Source organism: Phaeobacter sp. NW0010-22 (assembly GCF_040365955.1).
In the GTDB taxonomy this organism is placed as follows: Bacteria; Pseudomonadota; Alphaproteobacteria; order Rhodobacterales; family Rhodobacteraceae; genus OMPR01.
Genome location: NZ_BAABWT010000005.1, coordinates 403547 through 419353 on the forward strand (window position 1 = coordinate 403547; position 15807 = coordinate 419353).

Below are 15807 nucleotides of genomic sequence, written 5' to 3' on the forward strand. Positions count from 1 at the left end.
GCAGGGAAAGCTCACTTTGTCCGCTTGGTAGGCCTTTGTGATTATCGCCGCAAAAGTCGGGTGTTCACCCGGCGGGTAGATCAATCATGTCCGCTTAGAGCTGGGAGCAGCCACCCGCAGGGGATGGCCGCTTTGCGCAGTTAGTATACTTTGCAAAGTCACGCGGACGGCCCCAACCGGACCTTGGCCAGATGTCCAAGTGCTGCATCGCAGCTTCTCCGAAGCAGCCGTTCGACAGATTGCGCAGAATTGTTGTTGGCCAGATGGCAGCTATGCGGGACAAAACCGCCCTTCGCTGCGGCTGCGCAAATGGCGGCTTTGGATCAGCTTGTGGCGATACCATCTATATCGCCATAGCTGGATTGGGGGAGCCATTTGTCCATTGTCTTGGCCAATGTTGCATCACCGCTAACGTAAAGTTGCCCGCGACTTACTTCCTTCGAAACGCTTGAGCGAGCCAACAGGATACTCGTCAGTGAAGCCAATGATGTTTCGACAAAGAGATCAACATCAATTCCTGGAACTTCTGTGCAAAGCTCGTTGTCACTGCCAGGGCGCACCAGAAGCCAATAGGTATCGAATTCCAAATTTGGGTCGCTGAATTGAAATCTAATAGTCAACCGCCGCTGCGGGAGCCGTTCGACGACCACTGCGCGTCGCAGTTTCCACATCAGGACTGGCAGCTTTGTGTCACATACTGCTATTCTTGCATCGACGTGACGTTGCGCCCAAACAGCTAAAGAATTAAGGGCCGGTTCCAACTCTATCGCCATTTCAGTTCTGAAATAGTTGACGTCACCGTTCGCGCTGTCTTTGACCCTTTTGATCAGACCCGTCTCCTGCATTTCCTTAAGGCGTTTAGAAAGAAGGGCCGTGGAAATACTGCCGACACCGCGGCGAATATCATTGAAGCGGCGAGACCCAGACCACATTTCCGTTAGGATTGGTATTGTCCACCGCGGCTCCAACAAGTCGCATGCCAGAGTGATCGGGCAAATCATGCCATAGGGTCTTTTGCTCATGTTACACTCCTGTCCTGATCCTAATCCAGCACATGCCAAACCACCAGTTCACAATCTGAACTAGCCCGCGCAAACGGCTTCGAGCTACGCTGATCCAAGCTTAAAGAAACAAACATCATGAGTGAGACACCAAAGGAGCATTAGAGCAATGGCCGCCAAAAATAATTCAGTTCTGGATCCAAATGTTGATTTGTATCTGGCCTATGTCGGCATGGAGACCGACCTAATCTTCAATCGCGGCATCGATTTGCCCGGGTTTGCCTCTTACCCGCTCTTGGAAACCCAAGAAGGGCGCACGCTTCTTAAGGGGTATCTAAGCGACATGGTTGCTTTAGGTCGGGCAAAAGGTAAAGGCGTCATCTTGGAAAGCCCGACTTGGGTCGCCAATCGAGATCGTGGCGCGGCGATCGGCTACAATCCCGAGACGCTTCAGGACCTGAACCAAAAGGCAATCGAGTTGATGGTTGAGATGCGTTCAGGCGATACAGATATCCCGATATTGATCAGCGCCAACCTCGGCCCACGCGATGACGCTTATACACCCACGGACCAGATGACAGCGGACGAGGCCGAAACCTATCACACAGAACAGATTTCGGTTTTGGCGCAAACTGATGCAGATGTAATCAGCGGATACACACTTGCTTACCCAGCGGAAGCGATTGGAATAATCCGGGCCACGAGGAGGTTCGGATTGCCGGTGGTGATAGCATTCACAGTCGAGACTGACGGAAAGCTACCGACAGGCTTATCGCTTGAAGAAGCGATCACTGAAGTAGATGAAGCAACAGATGGGTACGCAGCTTACTTTATGATCAATTGCGCGCATCCTGAGCATTTTGACAAAACTCTTGTAGATGGCGCTTGGATGCAGCGAATAAAGGGTATTGTCGCCAATGCATCGCGCTGCAGTCATGCTGAACTGGATGAAGCCACCGAGTTGGACGCGGGTAACCCTCACGAGCTTGGACATGCGCTGAACAATATCCGAAAACGACTTCCACATATAAAAGTTCTGGGCGGCTGTTGCGGCACGGATATGAGACACATGACAGAAATTGCTGACTCCGCCTTCATACCATCTCTCTAGCTTAGTATGCTCAATGCAAGTGGCTGCGGCCTCTGTGCGCATCGAAATGCAGACATTGGTTCTAGCCGCAGCATCTGTGCCATTGGGCTCAAAGCCGACTTGCGGCTGTGCAGCACTCGATTTTGGGTTATCAGTGCCCCTTTGAAGTCGCTCTGATGACCGCTGTCAGCCCAAAGCGGACATAGGTAATCGACACGTCGGGCGGAGAGCAGACTTTCGCTGCAGATACACGTCCTATTGATCGATCTCGCGAAATCTGCCCTTCCTTGAGAGATCGAATCTGAGAATGCAACTGTCGATCTATGGATAGCCCCATTCGTTCACAGAACCGATCGAGTAATTCACCATTAAACCGATACTCTGCCCGGTGAAATAATCCCTACCTTATATGCTTTTGAGCAAGTCTCTTTTACTCAGTTCCAACACCGATGCGCGGGAGCCATGACCCGCAGAGTCCATCAACAAGTCAATGCGACCCCACTGATCCACTGCCCCGTCGACTAGTTTCTGAAGGTCTTCTTCGGAATTGTTGGGCCTATGATGTCGACACCGCCATGTTCTTTGGCAAGCGCTTTTCTGTGACAAGAGGACGAAAGAAGCCCGACTTCGAAGCCATCTGCAGCCAAAGCCCCTGTGTTGTCAGCGCTCATGCCGGAGGCAACGGCCAACAGTACTTTTCTAAGGGATCAATCTTTTGCTGTGTCGTCTACATTCAAGTTTAAATGCGCCATGCCACTTTGTCCAAGCTCTACTGCCGCGAAGGGGCCACCTTGATGGGTGTTGGCTGGATCAAGGGGGTCGAGCGGGCCATCATTGGTGTAAAGCTGTTCAGCGAATTGTTCGGCATTATCTTTCGGGCAATAGCCTAAGTGCTGTGCTTTGGCATTGTCGACCGGCACGCGGTCGTTGTTGGAAACGCCGTAGACCACGCTGAAGCCCGTGATCGGTGTGCTGATCGCGCGTTCAACCATGTGAATTAGATCGTCGTAGCTGAGCCAAGTGCCCACAGCGCGTGAATTGGTGGGCTGGGCGCATGATAGGATGCGCATGCAGACCGACTCCAGCCCGCGCTTGTCCCAGTAAAGCGAGGCGAGATCCTCGGCAAAACATTTGGCCAGCCCGTAAAACGTATCCGGTTTATGGGGCGCATCGGTGCCAATGAAATCGGTCTTTTTGTGCATCCCTACGGCATGGATGGACGAGGCATAAACGACGCGGCGCAGTTTGTTGCGGTAAGCGGCCTCCCAAACGGTATAGGCGCCATAGAAGTTCGGCCCCCAAAGCACCTCCATCGGGGCTTCATCGCCCACGGCGCCGAAATGCACTACCATTTCAGCGCCCTGTAAAAGCGCGACCATGGCGTCAAGATCAGTGATATCCGCTTTCACATAGGTTTCGTTCGGCGCCAGGTTCGACACAGCGTCAGCAATGTCGGAAGATACAAATTCTTCGCAGAGCTTAGATAGCGGTTCGCGCAGATACGAGCCAAGTCGACCGGCAGCACCGGTGAGTACGATTTTTTTCATGGGCTTAGTCCTTTCAGGTCGGCGACAGCCTTTGCAATGCCGTCAAGTGCTTTGTTCAAAACCTCTTCGAACATGGCCGTAGAAATGCGGAAGAAGTGGGGGAGATCAAAAGTGCTTCCAGGCACAGCGGCAACGCCTGCGGCTTTCAATAGATAGGCTGTGACATCGGCGTCAGAGGAAAAGGGTGTAGACGGGCTGTCGATCAGCGCGTCACAGTCAATGAGCCCGTAAAATGCACCGCCGGTGGGATCAAGTGTCAGGCCCGGAATATCTGCAACCCGTGCCACCACAAGGTTCCTGAGACGTTCAAAGGCAGCACGGAATCGACGCACGTCGTTCTGTGAAGCATTTAAAGCGGCAGCCTGGGCAATGGAGCAGGCTCCGGATCTGATTTGGCTCTGGACCTTGACCATAGCAGCAATCAAAGCCTTTGCTCCTACCCCATTGCCGATGCGCCAGCCCGCCATAGCATTGGACTCTGAGACACCTTTTACTGTCAATGTGTGGTCTTTCAGATGCGGACAGAGCGCCGCAAACGAATGGGAGATACGTCTATCAAAAAGGATTTGTTCGTAAATCTCGTCGGACAACACCAGCACGCGCGCATGATCTGCTAGCATAGCGCCAAGCGATGCGATTTCGGCATCTGAATACACTGCATCGGATGGATTCGACGGCTGGTTCAAGAGCAACCAGCGGGTCTTGGGCGTGATCGCTTTGGAGAGCTGGTCAGGTTTCAGGCGAAAGCCCGCACCCGCCAAAGGTACAGGTACGCCACCCAGCCTCAACACGATGTCCTTGTATCGTCCGAAATGGGGAGTACTGAGCAGTACTTCGCCGCCGGGCTCCAGCGTCGCCATGAGGGTATTGAAGAGCACTTGAGTGGCACCGTTTGAGACGATCACTTCGTCCAGCGCATAGTCGAGATTGTTTTCGCGTTTCAGCTTGTTTAGGATTGTTTGCCGCATTTCCAACGTGCCGTTAGTGGGAGGGTATTTAGTCTCGCCCCTGAGCGCGGCTTGATGCGCTGCATCTTTGATATGATCGGGCGTGTCAAAATCCGGCTCACCTAGCCCGAGGTCGATCACATCTTCGCTTCGCGCTTTGGCCTCTTTCGCAACTTGGCTGACCCAGGTGGATGCCGACGGCTTGACCAATGCGAGACGCGATGTGGCAAAACTCATACCAGCGCCCCCTTTGCCTGCGCCAATGCAGTGTCAGCGGCACGCGCCAGAAGTCCGGTATCCGTAGCAATCGCCACAAATGTGAAGCCTTCGTTCAGCAGTTCGGCCGCAAAGGTAGGCTCTGTGACCAACGTGCCGACAGGCATGCCCTTGGCAATTAGTTTCTGTGCTGCGGGCCTTATCAAGGCCCACACATCAGGGTCCATCGGTTTGCCCAGCTTGCCAATATCAGCAGCGATGTCGGCGGGCCCAAAGAAGATGCCACTTACACCTACGACCGCGCCAATGGCCTCGGCCTGTTCCACGGCAGCAGAAGTTTCGAGCTGCAAAAGCACAGTAGTTTCATCCTCAACACGTGCCACGTAGTCCTGAATGCGGCCAAATGCGGTCGCTCTTGTTGAGCCAGAGACACCGCGAATGCCCCGCGGTGGATAGCGGGTCGCAGCAACGGCCTGTTCGGCCTCTTCCACCGATTGGATCATCGGAAACAAAAGACCCGGCGCGCCAAGATCCAACAACCGCTTTACTGCCACCGCGTCATTCCACTCTACGCGAACCAAGGCTGTGGTCGAAGACGCCGCAAAAACCTGCAACTGCCCCAACACGCTAAAGTAGTCGTTGGCGCTGTGCTCCATGTCGATCAGTGCCCAGTCATAGCCTGCCGTTGATACCACCTCGGCTGCGAAGTTGCTGCACAGGCTGATCCAGAGGCCGACTTGCTTTTCACCAGCTGCGATTGCGCCGGTGAACCGGTTTTCGGGAAGCTTCATCAAATGATGGCTTTCTCGATGATTGGTCGGTCTGCAGCGATACGTTCATAGTTGAACGGTGTCATGTCGAGCACTCGGTATTCTCCATGCGTCAGCCATTCAGCTGTGCCGCGCCCCATGGCCGGTGATTGTTGTAGCCCATGACCAGAAAACCCGTTGAGGAAGATGAAATTCGACAATTCTGTATGCGGGCCCATGATCGCGTTGTGATCAAAGGTGTTCATCGCATAATGGCCACCCCATTCACTTTGAACTTTTATTGCTTCGAACTGCGGAATTCTGGTCGCAAGGATCGGCCAAATGTGGTTCTCCCACATGGAATGATCCATCACGAAATCGTCGTAATCCACGGCTGGGTCAACGTCGGAATGCCCGCCACACTGATATGTCCCGCCACCGTTTTCGCGCACGTGGACACCAGACGGGTCAATTGTGAGCGGTAAATCCCGATCAAGCGGTTGCTCGGCCTTAAAGATCCATGAGTACCGCTTGCGTGGCTCGACCGGCACGTCGATGCCAGCCATTTTCGCGGTTCGCGCTGCTCGAGGACCAGAGGCATTGACGACCTGACCGCAAGCGATCACTTCACCCGATGCAAGGGTCACGCTTTCCACCTTGGTCCCTGCCGAGTTGCGGGTCATGGCAACAGCCTCGTTTTGGACCCATTCCACTCCGCGCTCACGGCTTTGACGACGCCACCAGTCATTTACTGCGGCCCCGTCCCAGTAACCTTCGTCGACAAGGTTGATTGATCCCAGCACAATGTCATCGACGTTGTAGAAAGGATAAGCCCTTTTTACTTGCTCCGGTGTCATCAACTGTGTCGCCGCGCCTGCCGCCAATTGTACCTGCTGGCTTTCACGCAAAACATCAGCAAAGCCGTCGTTGTCGGCGAAGTACATGTAACCAAAGGAACGGATACCAAGCTCGGGCACCCGTTCATCGCCCCCCATATAGCTGCGAATGTTCTTCACGAAATCGGCGGCAAACTGACTAATCCGAACGTTCAATTCAGTCGAGAATTGTTGCCGCATACAAGAGTTCGTGTGGGCCGTGGAACAGGCTGTAAGGGTCATGTCCCGCTCGATGACCAGGACCGAGCCATTGAAGTCCTTATTGTCAGACAGAAACCACGCGGTAGAGGCCCCCATGATGGCGCCTCCGATTATGACAACGTCATAGCTTTGCTGGGTTGGGCTTTGGTTGCTCATATCTTTTCTCCCCTTGCGACCGCTGACTGGACCGCTGCGATTTCTTCATCAGACAGACCATAGTCTCGCTGTGCTGTCTCTTTCGAGATATATTCACGCGCCAAATCCCGCTTGACCAATTCCTTTGAGCGCTCGGCGGGATCTCCGTAGCCAGCGCCACCAGGGAATGCCATGACCACTTTGCGACCATGCGGCACGAATTGCTTGCCTTTTACTCGCATGGCCGACCCGTCGTCTTGCGCAATCTTTGTGGGCGCTCCGTTCTGGCCACCTCGACGGCCCCGTGCTGGATGTTGGCTGCGGTCGAACATTGCCTGAATGTCGAACTCATGCCCCTCTTGCGCGCCGACCTCCATGTACTGCCCCAAACCGCCACGTGTCTTGCCCGCGCCGCCACTGTCGGGCCGCAACTCCTTGCGCCAGATGATGACCGGGCCTGCATGTTCGGTCGCCTCAATGGGCATGGTCATAACCCCTGACGGAAAGGCGGTGGCGTTCATACCATCATGCTCAGGCCGCGCGCCGGAGCCGCCGGAATTGAAGGTCAGCACTTCGGATCGCTGTGCATCTGCTGGTGCAGGCGCGTCGCTGCGGGGTCGCAAACTGACTTGGAAGTTACATAGACATCCGGCACCCTCAGCCGGTGCCAGACCCGGCACAATCTTGTCAAAGGCGTCATAGACCGCGTCAGGTACAAAATGCCCCACGATATGGCGCAAAGCCACGGGTGCGGGGTGCAGCGCATTCACAATTGAGTTTTTTGGCGCTGTGATTTCGAACGGTGCGAGCGAGGCAGCATTATTCGGAATTTCCGGTGCAATTGCGACCTTGAGCGCGTAGCAGGCATAGGCCTTGGTGTAGACAAGCGGGCAATTGATGCCCTTTTTGTCCAAACCGGAGGTTCCGGTGAAGTCTGTAACGATCCGGTCTCCCTCGACACTGATCTTAACCCTCAAGGTGATAGGCTCGTCGAAACCATCCATCGTCATTTCGCCAACAGCAGAGGTCTGCGGCAGCGCCGCAATGGCCTCGATTGTGGCACGGCGAGAGTTTTCCAGGATAAAGTCAGCAACGCAGTTCAATTGGTCGAGTGTGAACTCCTCCATCATTTCGATCAGGCGGCGGTGGCCGATTTCGTTGCATGTGGCAAGCGCGTATATGTCACCGATGAGTTGGTCTGGCTCACGAACGTTTCCGCGGATAATCCGCACAAGTGTCTCATCTACCTTACCGCGATCTGCAAATTTCATAATCGGGATATAGAGGCCTTCCTCATAGACGCTTTGCGCATCTGCGCCAAAGCCACGACCACCGATATCCACGATATGCGCAGTGCAGGCGAAATACCCGACCAGAACACCTTTGTGAAAGGACGGGGTAACCATGGTAATGTCATGCAGATGACCTGTACCTTCCCACGGATCGTTGGTGATGTAGACATCACCTTCAAACATGTTCTCACGGCCAATCCGGCGGATGAAATGCGCCACTGCGTCAGCCATCGCGTTCACATGCCCGGGAGTACCGGTCACGGCTTGGGCCAGCATGTTTCCAAAGGTGTCGTAAACGCCCGCTGACAGGTCTCCTGCCTCGCGAACAGATGTTGAAAACGCGGTGCGCACAAGTACTTGCGCCTGTTCTTCCACGACCGAGATCAGGCGGTTCCACATAACCTGAAAGGCGACTTTAGAATGCTCCTGCGTCATTGGGCGGCTCCTTTCGTCACCATATCAATACATCCATCCGGCTGTCGGATGGCATCACGGCTGGCGGGTACGATGATGGTAGTTTCAGGCTCGGTTAAGGCTGCGGGGCCTGAAGCACGCTGCCCCGTTTCCATCGTTGTCCGATCGATCACATGCGCGTCGAGATAACAGCCTGAGCTGGCATCAAAGAGTTTCCGAGTCCCGTTCAAGGTGACCGTTGCGCAGCCATCGGTTTCGGCAATCCGCGTCACCCGTTCGGATGGTGTCGTGGCATTTACAGACCAAACAGTGATCTCGATATCCATGCCAGCAACCGGGCGACCAAATAGCTTTGTGTAATCTTCTTCGAACCGCGCCTCGAACGTGGCTGCATCAGGGTTCATGGCTTGGCTCTCGGTCAAATCGATTGGGATTTCCCAGCCCTGACCTGTATATCGCATGTAAACCTTGAACTCAGATAGGATCGGGCTGACTTCATCACAGGTGCGCACGAAACCGGTGGCTTCCGACTTGAGCTCGGACAGAATATGCTTGATTTTATCTGCATCAAAATCGCTCAGTTTCACATAAACAGAGCGATTTGCCTCAAAGCTGAAGGGTGCCCGCAGAAAGCCAATCGCCGAACCAACACCAGCCCCAGGCGGAACCAGAAGGCGCTCTACCCCCAATTTCTCGCAAAGACGACCGGCATGCAGCGGGGCAGCACCGCCAAAGGCGATCATCGTGTATTCGCTAAGGTCTTCGCCGTTCTCGACAGCATGGACACGCGCGGCGTTCGCCATGTTTTCGTCCACCACTTCGGCCACACCGAAAGCAGCCTCAACCGCGTCCATGTCCAACGTATCGCCCACATGAGCGGTAAGTGCCGCTTCAGAGCTGCCCGGATGCAGTGTGATTGACCCACCGGCGAAGTTATCCGGGTCTAGCTTGCCCAGCACCAGATCGGCGTCCGTCACTCCCGGCCGCTCGCCGCCGCGGCCGTAGCAAGCAGGTCCTGGCTCGGACCCCGCGCTTTCGGGGCCGACGCGGATCTGCTGCATTCCGTCCACATGGGCGAGGCTGCCGCCGCCCGCCCCGATTTCGACCATGTCGATCACGGGGATCGAAATTGGCATCCCAGAGCCCTTTTTGAACCGATAGGTTCGCGCGACTTCGAACACACGGCTCGTCTTGGGCGTCTGGTTTTTGATGAGGCAAATCTTGGCGGTGGTTCCGCCCATATCAAAACTCAGCACTTTTTCGAGGCCATAGCGCGCGGCGATATGTGCGGCGAAAACTGCGCCGCCAGCCGGTCCACTTTCCACGAGCCGCACGGGGAAATCGGCGGCATTTTGGATGGAGATAATCCCGCCACCTGAATGCATCAGAAAGATGCGGCACTGAACACCTTCGCCGCGCAACCGATCCTCAAGCCTTCCTAGGTAAGAAGCCATCAGTGGCTTGATATAGGCGTTCGCAACGACGGTGTTAAACCGCTCGTACTCGCGCATCTGAGGCGAGACTTCGGAGGAAATCGAAACCGAAATATCTGGCAGCTTTTCGGCCAGAACCTCGCGCACCAAAAGTTCGTGCTTTGGATTTAGATACGAATGGATCAGACCAACTGCAACACTTTCAAAGCCCGCTTTTGCAATACGTTCGACCAAGGCTTCGACATCAGCGCGTTCAAGTTCAACCAGAATTTCGCCTTTCGCGTTCACGCGACCCGGCACCGTGAAGCGCATCTGACGCGGTAAAAGCGGATCAGGCAAATTGAGGTTGAGGTCGTATTGCTCAAACCGACTTTCGGTACGCATCTCAATAACATCGCGGAACCCTTCGGTCGTGATTAACGCAGTCTTGGCCCCACGCCGCTCAATCAAAGCATTAGTAGCCAGTGTTGTCCCATGAATGATTTGCTCGATCTCAGATGGGGCAACGCCTGCTTTGGTACAGACCTTTTGCATCCCATCGATGATTGCATTCTCGGGGGCAGCATAAGTCGTCAGAACCTTCACAGAGTACTGCTCTCCAGCCTTTTCAAGCACAACATCCGTGAAGGTACCGCCGATATCGACGCCCATTCGAATAGATCCAGCCTTCATGTGCACCTCCTCAGCCACAAGCATTTACTCGTCCAAATGGGACCACAGCCCACCAAAAATCAAATCAATTGATTTTCTATACCCGATAGATTTTAGTTATCCTTGGTAACGGCTGGCCGAATGCTTGCTGCTATTTCACTCGCTTTTTCAACGAAGCGCGGTGCACGATCTGCGTTAAAGCGCGCGAAAAACTCCAGAGGTGGTGCAATCCAATCGGCATCCAGTGTTTTCAATCGTCCTTTATCTAGTTCGTCTTTGACAAGAGACATTGGCAAGAGCGCCGTACCCATCCCTTCACTGACCATGAGAAGACACGCGGATAAAGCGCTGGAATGAACAATCTTCCCTAGGTCGTAGCCGCGTTCAGTCGCTAATACATGCAAGGCCCGTCCTGCGGCAGTATGGCGGGCGTGGGTTAATACAGCCCGTTCAAAGAAGCGTGCTACAGAGTTTCCTCCCACAAGACCTTTCGCTATTTCTTCATTCGAAACCCAGACATACGTTTCACCGGACAGCATTCGTTCGCCTGTCGCTTGATAAGCGAACGGGCCGTTCTGCAATGTGAGGTCAAGCTGCCCTTCCCGCAGGCGCTCTTCAATTCTGCGAGACAAATCGACCTCAAGTTCAACCTGAAGATTAGGGTAATCTCGCCGCAACAGACGCAAAAATGGTTGTAGCCAAGTACAAGCGACGAGCTCTGTCACGCCCAATCGCAGCCGTTCTTCGATAAGCTCCTGCCGACCCGCTACTTCAAGCAATGCTTCACCCGCACGAAGGATGTCCCGCGTCCGCTCAAGGAGTTCCGCACCTTTTGTTGTCAATCGCACCGAACCTGCATCGCGATAAAGAAGCGTGACATCCAAAGCGGCTTCTAAGGCTGATATGCGAGATGAGATATTTGGTTGAGTTGTTCCAAGAGCGGTGGCGGCTGCTCTAAAAGTCCCGGTATCCACCACAAACGAAAAGGCTTCGAGCTGCTTGAGTGTGATCCGACTTTTTATCATTTTCTCTCATATGATTAGTTTTCTTGATCATGCACGACTTTGTCTATTTCGCAACGAATATGGCAACAACCACCTTCCTTTTCCAATATTTGCGTTGTCGTATTGCATGCCAGGCGGACATTGGTTCCTCCGGCAGTAAAATCGGCTTTGTCCCTGCTCTTTGATTCCACAACGAACACGAAAGCGCAGTTGCAGCGAATGACCGGTTTGACGGGCTTCATCACAACATGGCTGATCTAGCGTGAACGGCGGAGATGAGCCGTCCGCGTGACTTTGCTAATTTCGCTTTCTGCGCAAAGCGGCCAACCCCTATGGATGGCTTCTGCCAGCCCAAAGCGGACAAAGAACTGCAAACAATATTGGTGAAAGCAGACCTTCGCTAAGGTCTGCAACATCGTTTGATGTTTTGGGGCAGAGCGCCAGTCCACTAGGTCATTTCCACGACGGCTCTTCGCTCATCGCATCAATGGGTGGCTTTGCTCTTTGCTACCTGCTTTCGGAGGAGGCGATGACATGCCCATCTGGTCATGACGGCGAAGAACCCAGTGCTTCCCTAGTCGTGAGGGAGATTGCGACCAGCTTGTATAACCTTAACACGGTCTGGCCAGGTTGATTGGATGTAAGCCAAAATGTCCCAGATTTCGCCGTCAGCGAGCGCGTTTCCAAATCCCGGCATGCCGCTGGCAAAACCTGTGACGCCACGCGCCGCCAGCGCCTCTTCGCCACCAATCCGGGTGTATTCGAAAAGAAGCTGGTTGTCGTGGTGCCATGTATGACCAGACGCATCATGGGGCGGTGCGGGTAGAACTCCGTTTGCATCAGGGGTACGCCAGTTGGGCTGACCTTCCAGGTTTTCGCCGTGGCAAGAAGCACATTCTTCCGCGTAGAGGGTTTGACCATTGACCACGTCTCGGTCATCCAGTTCGTGACCGGCAGTTGCACCGGTCGCGAAGCTGGAAACAGCAAAGATCAAAGCGTGCTTCATACAACCTCCACCCATGTCTTCATACCTGCCGCCTGGTGACCAAGCATGTGACAGTGCAATAACCATTTTCCGGGGTTGTCGAATACGCAAAGGATGTCGCGGGTCTCGCCTGGTTCGACAAGTGTAGTGTCCCGGAAAGCGCCAAGACTGTCGTCGCCCCCGACCTCAAAGAAATGGTGCCCATGCAGATGGATGCCATGCGCGAAACGGGTTTCATTCACCAGACGAATGCGTGCTGTTTGTCCGTTCTCAAAACTGTGGAATGGTGTATCCTTGAGACCGGATTGGCCGTTGAGCGCCCAAATTCCCCCTCCCGTCATACGCTGCACCATGCGGCGGCTCATAGCCCCACCTTCCATGGTGAGGGTCAGGGAAACGGCGTTACCTATATCAGGGAGCGCGGCCTTGTTGGGGGGTAACGTGGGAATGTCCGTTGGTTGCCGCGTTGTGTTCTTCCCCTCAACTTGGACTTCGCCCAACAGGTAAGGGGCGTCTCGTGTTGGGAAGAAAATGCTCACTGAGTTGGTTGAAACTACATCGACAATGATGTCGGCGCGTTGGGCCGGTGCTAGGACGAGGCCGGATAGCTCTTGTGGGCTGACAAGTGGCATGCCGTCTAAAGCGACCACTTTGCCTTCAATACCAGCAAGCTCGACGGGAAAAATTCGATCCGTCGCGACGTTGATCAGCCGCAAACGCAAGCGATCACCGAGACGAATGGGCGCGTTCGGTTCGACAAGTGCGCGGGCAAAATTGCCAAGCCGTCCCTGATGCGCCTGATCGTGCATGTTCTCGAAACCATCTGCGAGTGCGCCGCTTTCGGTCAGGCGCCAATCATCAATCATGACAACCAGGTCTTGATCCACATCGGGCGGTGTCGGTTCCTCAACGATCAGCGGACCGTATAAGCCTCTGGCAACCTGTTCCCAGGATCGGTTATGTGAGTGATACCAGAATGTTCCTGCATCAGGCGCCCGAAAGCGGTATTCGAAATCACCGCCTTTTTCGACCACATCTTGGGTCATTCCCGGCACACCATCCATCGCATTGCTGATGCGTAGTCCGTGCCAATGAACTGCCGAGCCTTCATTAATCTGGTTCAGGAATCGGATGTCAAAGACGTCGCCCTGGCGGGCGCGAAGTTCTGGACCGGGTGTGCTGCCGTTGAAACCAAGCATTGGGGTTATTGGTTCCCCTTTGGGAAGAATTTGAGCACTGACTGGCTGTGCAATCAACTCAACGGGTGCTGATGCAAGCGCGATGCGCGGAACCAACGCCGCTGCGCTTGTTGTGATCAGGAAGTCTCGCCTGTTCATGGGATACCTCAATTCGGAAGGGGCAAAACGGTGGTGAGCGTTGCGGTTGCCGCCATGACTACCAGAATGACCACTGTTTCGATTTCGATGGAACGGGCCAAATGGCGCGCAGCTTTATCGTCTCCAGTTTGCATCGCGGGAACGAAGCGGAGTTTATTTGCAGCCGCCAGCGTTAGGACTGAGCCGACAAGTAGCAGCTTGATCAGAATGGCTTGGCCATAGCCAGTCGTTGCCAATGTCCGTAGGTCACCCAGCAACATCCAGGCCATTAGCCCCCCCGCCGAGATCAGGGCAGGAACGATCACCGAAGCTGCTAGCCCAAACTGGTGTGCCAAAGTGGCTGCGCTAGCCAAGTGCTCTGGCCGCCGCGACAGGGCGTGCAGTGGTCCCAAGATACCAACCCAGATGGCAATACCCAGAAGGTGTAGGAGCAAGAGCAGGCGGACACCAGTAACCTCCAATCCGGGGACATGCCCGATTTGAGCAAAGGACCACAGGGCAATCAATCCTCCGGCAAGCGCGATCCATTGGCCAACGCGGGGGATGAAAAGCCCAAGGATGATCAAAATCGTCCCTGCGATCCGATAGACCAGCGCGTCGCCGACAGGTGTTTGCCACAACAGGCCGATCATTTCTGGATCGGTCATCCCATCGGCCCCGCCCGTCAGGGTAGCTCCACGGAGCATGAAAGCAAGGACCGCAGCAGCAAGCGCGCCCCCTGCCAATAGGGTAGCCTTTAGACGGATCCTATCGCTGAGAGGCGATACCAGATCGCCAAAGGCGACAAGAATGATCACAAGCCCAACAGATCCCAAAACGCTGATGTAAAGTACTAGCTTGGCAAGGATTGCGGAAGTTTCCCAAATGTCCGGCATGCTCAGTCCACCGTGAACATGAAATCGCCCTGCATGGCGTGCCCGTCCTCCCCCAAGCCCCGCCATTCAATGCGATAAGAGCCTGCCCCTATGCCTTCAAGCGGGAGCGTGAACACCCGCTTGAAGCTGGTCTGTGCGCCGAGATCAAGCCTGGCAGCGGGATGGTCCTCATAGGTCATAACCACCCGTGTCAGACGGATGTCGGCAGCGAAGTTGAAACTGATGTTGTTTGGGACTTCCGCAAGTACCGCGCCATTTTCGGGTGTCGTGCTGTCCACACGGGAATGCGCAAAGGCACTGGTGGCAAGGGCTGAGAGCAGTACAAATGTAGCAAGTAGTTTCATTCCGTATTCCTCAGTTGATTCCGTTGGCGCGCTGAATTTCGCGGAGGTAGGCGATGACCATGGCGACATCGCCACGGGTCAGGCCCCCAACCGGCGGCATGTCTCCGAACCGCCAGTGATGGCTTCTGACGCCTATCGCGACTGCACGTTGAAAGGATTCGTCTGCATGGTGGCTGGGTTCATAGATTACATGGATCAACGGCGGTCCAGCGCCCTCGATGCCAACCGCATTGGTGCCGTGACATGCAGCACAAGCGCCTTCAAATATTCGCCGTCCGATAGCGGCATTGCCTTCAATCTGCGGCATCTGGATTTCGACCAAGGCACTGACTTCGGGCTGTGCCAACTGCGGTACGTGTTGGGTGGGTTCGGGGCGTAGCAAGCTGTAAGCAGCAGTGCCCGCGACGGCGCATGCGCCGATCAAAAGGTATTTATGGTTCATGTATTGGTCCAAACTTTGAAAGACAGGATCGGGCCGCAAACTCGTGGCGGCACATCGGAACACGCTCACAGTCGTGAACAGCGTAAAAAGTCTGCTTCAAGAGTTAGGTGGTCTCTCCGGACTTCCCGGTTCTTCAAGCGCCGAGAGACTTGAAACCTGCCATGCCAAAACAATCTCAGACCTTTCAAAGGTTACTTTGAAAGGTTGCACAGTGAGTGCGAGAGCATTGCACAGGAATGGGTTGCATT

Annotated in this window: 14 protein-coding genes; 1 reads left to right on the top strand and 13 read right to left on the bottom strand. The window is 54.6% G+C overall.

Annotated features, from left to right (window positions below; translation table 11 throughout):
* Positions 1 to 323: 323 nt before the first annotated feature.
* A complete protein-coding gene (locus ABWV33_RS13610) occupies positions 324 to 1022 on the bottom strand; it encodes a winged helix-turn-helix transcriptional regulator (RefSeq protein ID WP_353331456.1) in 699 nt (232 codons plus the stop codon).
* 148 nt (positions 1023 to 1170) lie between these two features.
* Here ABWV33_RS13610 and ABWV33_RS13615 point away from each other — a divergent pair, with 148 nt between their 5' ends.
* Positions 1171 to 2112 carry a homocysteine S-methyltransferase family protein gene (locus tag ABWV33_RS13615; protein WP_353331458.1) on the top strand — a complete coding sequence of 314 codons (942 nt, stop codon included), beginning with the start codon at positions 1171 to 1173 and terminating at the stop codon, positions 2110 to 2112.
* Positions 2113 to 2798: 686 nt separating this feature from the next.
* On the opposite strand, the gene ABWV33_RS13620 is transcribed toward ABWV33_RS13615, so the two are convergent.
* The 12 genes from ABWV33_RS13620 to ABWV33_RS13675 all read right to left on the bottom strand — a co-directional run bounded on the left by ABWV33_RS13620 (position 2799) and on the right by ABWV33_RS13675 (position 15559).
* The gene (locus ABWV33_RS13620) at positions 2799 to 3638 is read right to left on the bottom strand and encodes an NAD-dependent epimerase/dehydratase family protein (protein ID WP_353331460.1); all 840 of its coding nucleotides are present in this window, start codon (positions 3636 to 3638) and stop codon (positions 2799 to 2801) included.
* Entirely contained in the window at positions 3635 to 4822 is a 1188-nt protein-coding gene (locus ABWV33_RS13625) for a pyridoxal phosphate-dependent aminotransferase (RefSeq protein WP_353331462.1), read from the bottom strand. Before ABWV33_RS13625 ends, ABWV33_RS13620 begins: the two co-directional genes overlap by 4 nt.
* The gene (locus ABWV33_RS13630; RefSeq protein ID WP_353331464.1) at positions 4819 to 5592 is read right to left on the bottom strand and encodes an HpcH/HpaI aldolase family protein; all 774 of its coding nucleotides are present in this window, start codon (positions 5590 to 5592) and stop codon (positions 4819 to 4821) included. The genes ABWV33_RS13625 and ABWV33_RS13630 overlap by 4 nt, the downstream gene beginning before the upstream one ends.
* Positions 5592 to 6803, bottom strand: a complete 1212-nt coding sequence (locus tag ABWV33_RS13635; protein ID WP_353331466.1) for an NAD(P)/FAD-dependent oxidoreductase — start codon at positions 6801 to 6803, stop codon at positions 5592 to 5594. Before ABWV33_RS13635 ends, ABWV33_RS13630 begins: the two co-directional genes overlap by 1 nt.
* Positions 6800 to 8509, bottom strand: a complete 1710-nt coding sequence (locus ABWV33_RS13640; RefSeq protein WP_353331468.1) for a hydantoinase B/oxoprolinase family protein — start codon at positions 8507 to 8509, stop codon at positions 6800 to 6802. The genes ABWV33_RS13635 and ABWV33_RS13640 overlap by 4 nt, the downstream gene beginning before the upstream one ends.
* Positions 8506 to 10593 carry a hydantoinase/oxoprolinase family protein gene (locus ABWV33_RS13645; protein ID WP_353331470.1) on the bottom strand — a complete coding sequence of 696 codons (2088 nt, stop codon included), beginning with the start codon at positions 10591 to 10593 and terminating at the stop codon, positions 8506 to 8508. Before ABWV33_RS13645 ends, ABWV33_RS13640 begins: the two co-directional genes overlap by 4 nt.
* 92 nt (positions 10594 to 10685) lie before the next feature.
* Positions 10686 to 11597, bottom strand: a complete 912-nt coding sequence (locus ABWV33_RS13650) for a LysR family transcriptional regulator (protein WP_353331472.1) — start codon at positions 11595 to 11597, stop codon at positions 10686 to 10688.
* A gap of 553 nt (positions 11598 to 12150) precedes the next feature.
* A complete protein-coding gene (locus tag ABWV33_RS13655; RefSeq protein WP_353331474.1) occupies positions 12151 to 12582 on the bottom strand; it encodes a c-type cytochrome in 432 nt (143 codons plus the stop codon).
* Positions 12579 to 13898: a multicopper oxidase family protein gene (locus ABWV33_RS13660; protein WP_353331475.1), complete on the bottom strand. Its 1320-nt coding sequence runs from the start codon at positions 13896 to 13898 to the stop codon at positions 12579 to 12581. Before ABWV33_RS13660 ends, ABWV33_RS13655 begins: the two co-directional genes overlap by 4 nt.
* A gap of 8 nt (positions 13899 to 13906) precedes the next feature.
* A complete protein-coding gene (locus ABWV33_RS13665) occupies positions 13907 to 14773 on the bottom strand; it encodes a CopD family protein (protein WP_353331477.1) in 867 nt (288 codons plus the stop codon).
* Between the two features lie 2 nt (positions 14774 to 14775).
* A complete protein-coding gene (locus ABWV33_RS13670) occupies positions 14776 to 15117 on the bottom strand; it encodes a copper resistance CopC family protein (RefSeq protein ID WP_164622652.1) in 342 nt (113 codons plus the stop codon).
* Positions 15118 to 15127: 10 nt separating this feature from the next.
* The gene (locus ABWV33_RS13675; RefSeq protein WP_353331479.1) at positions 15128 to 15559 is read right to left on the bottom strand and encodes a cytochrome c; all 432 of its coding nucleotides are present in this window, start codon (positions 15557 to 15559) and stop codon (positions 15128 to 15130) included.
* Positions 15560 to 15807 lie beyond the last annotated feature (248 nt).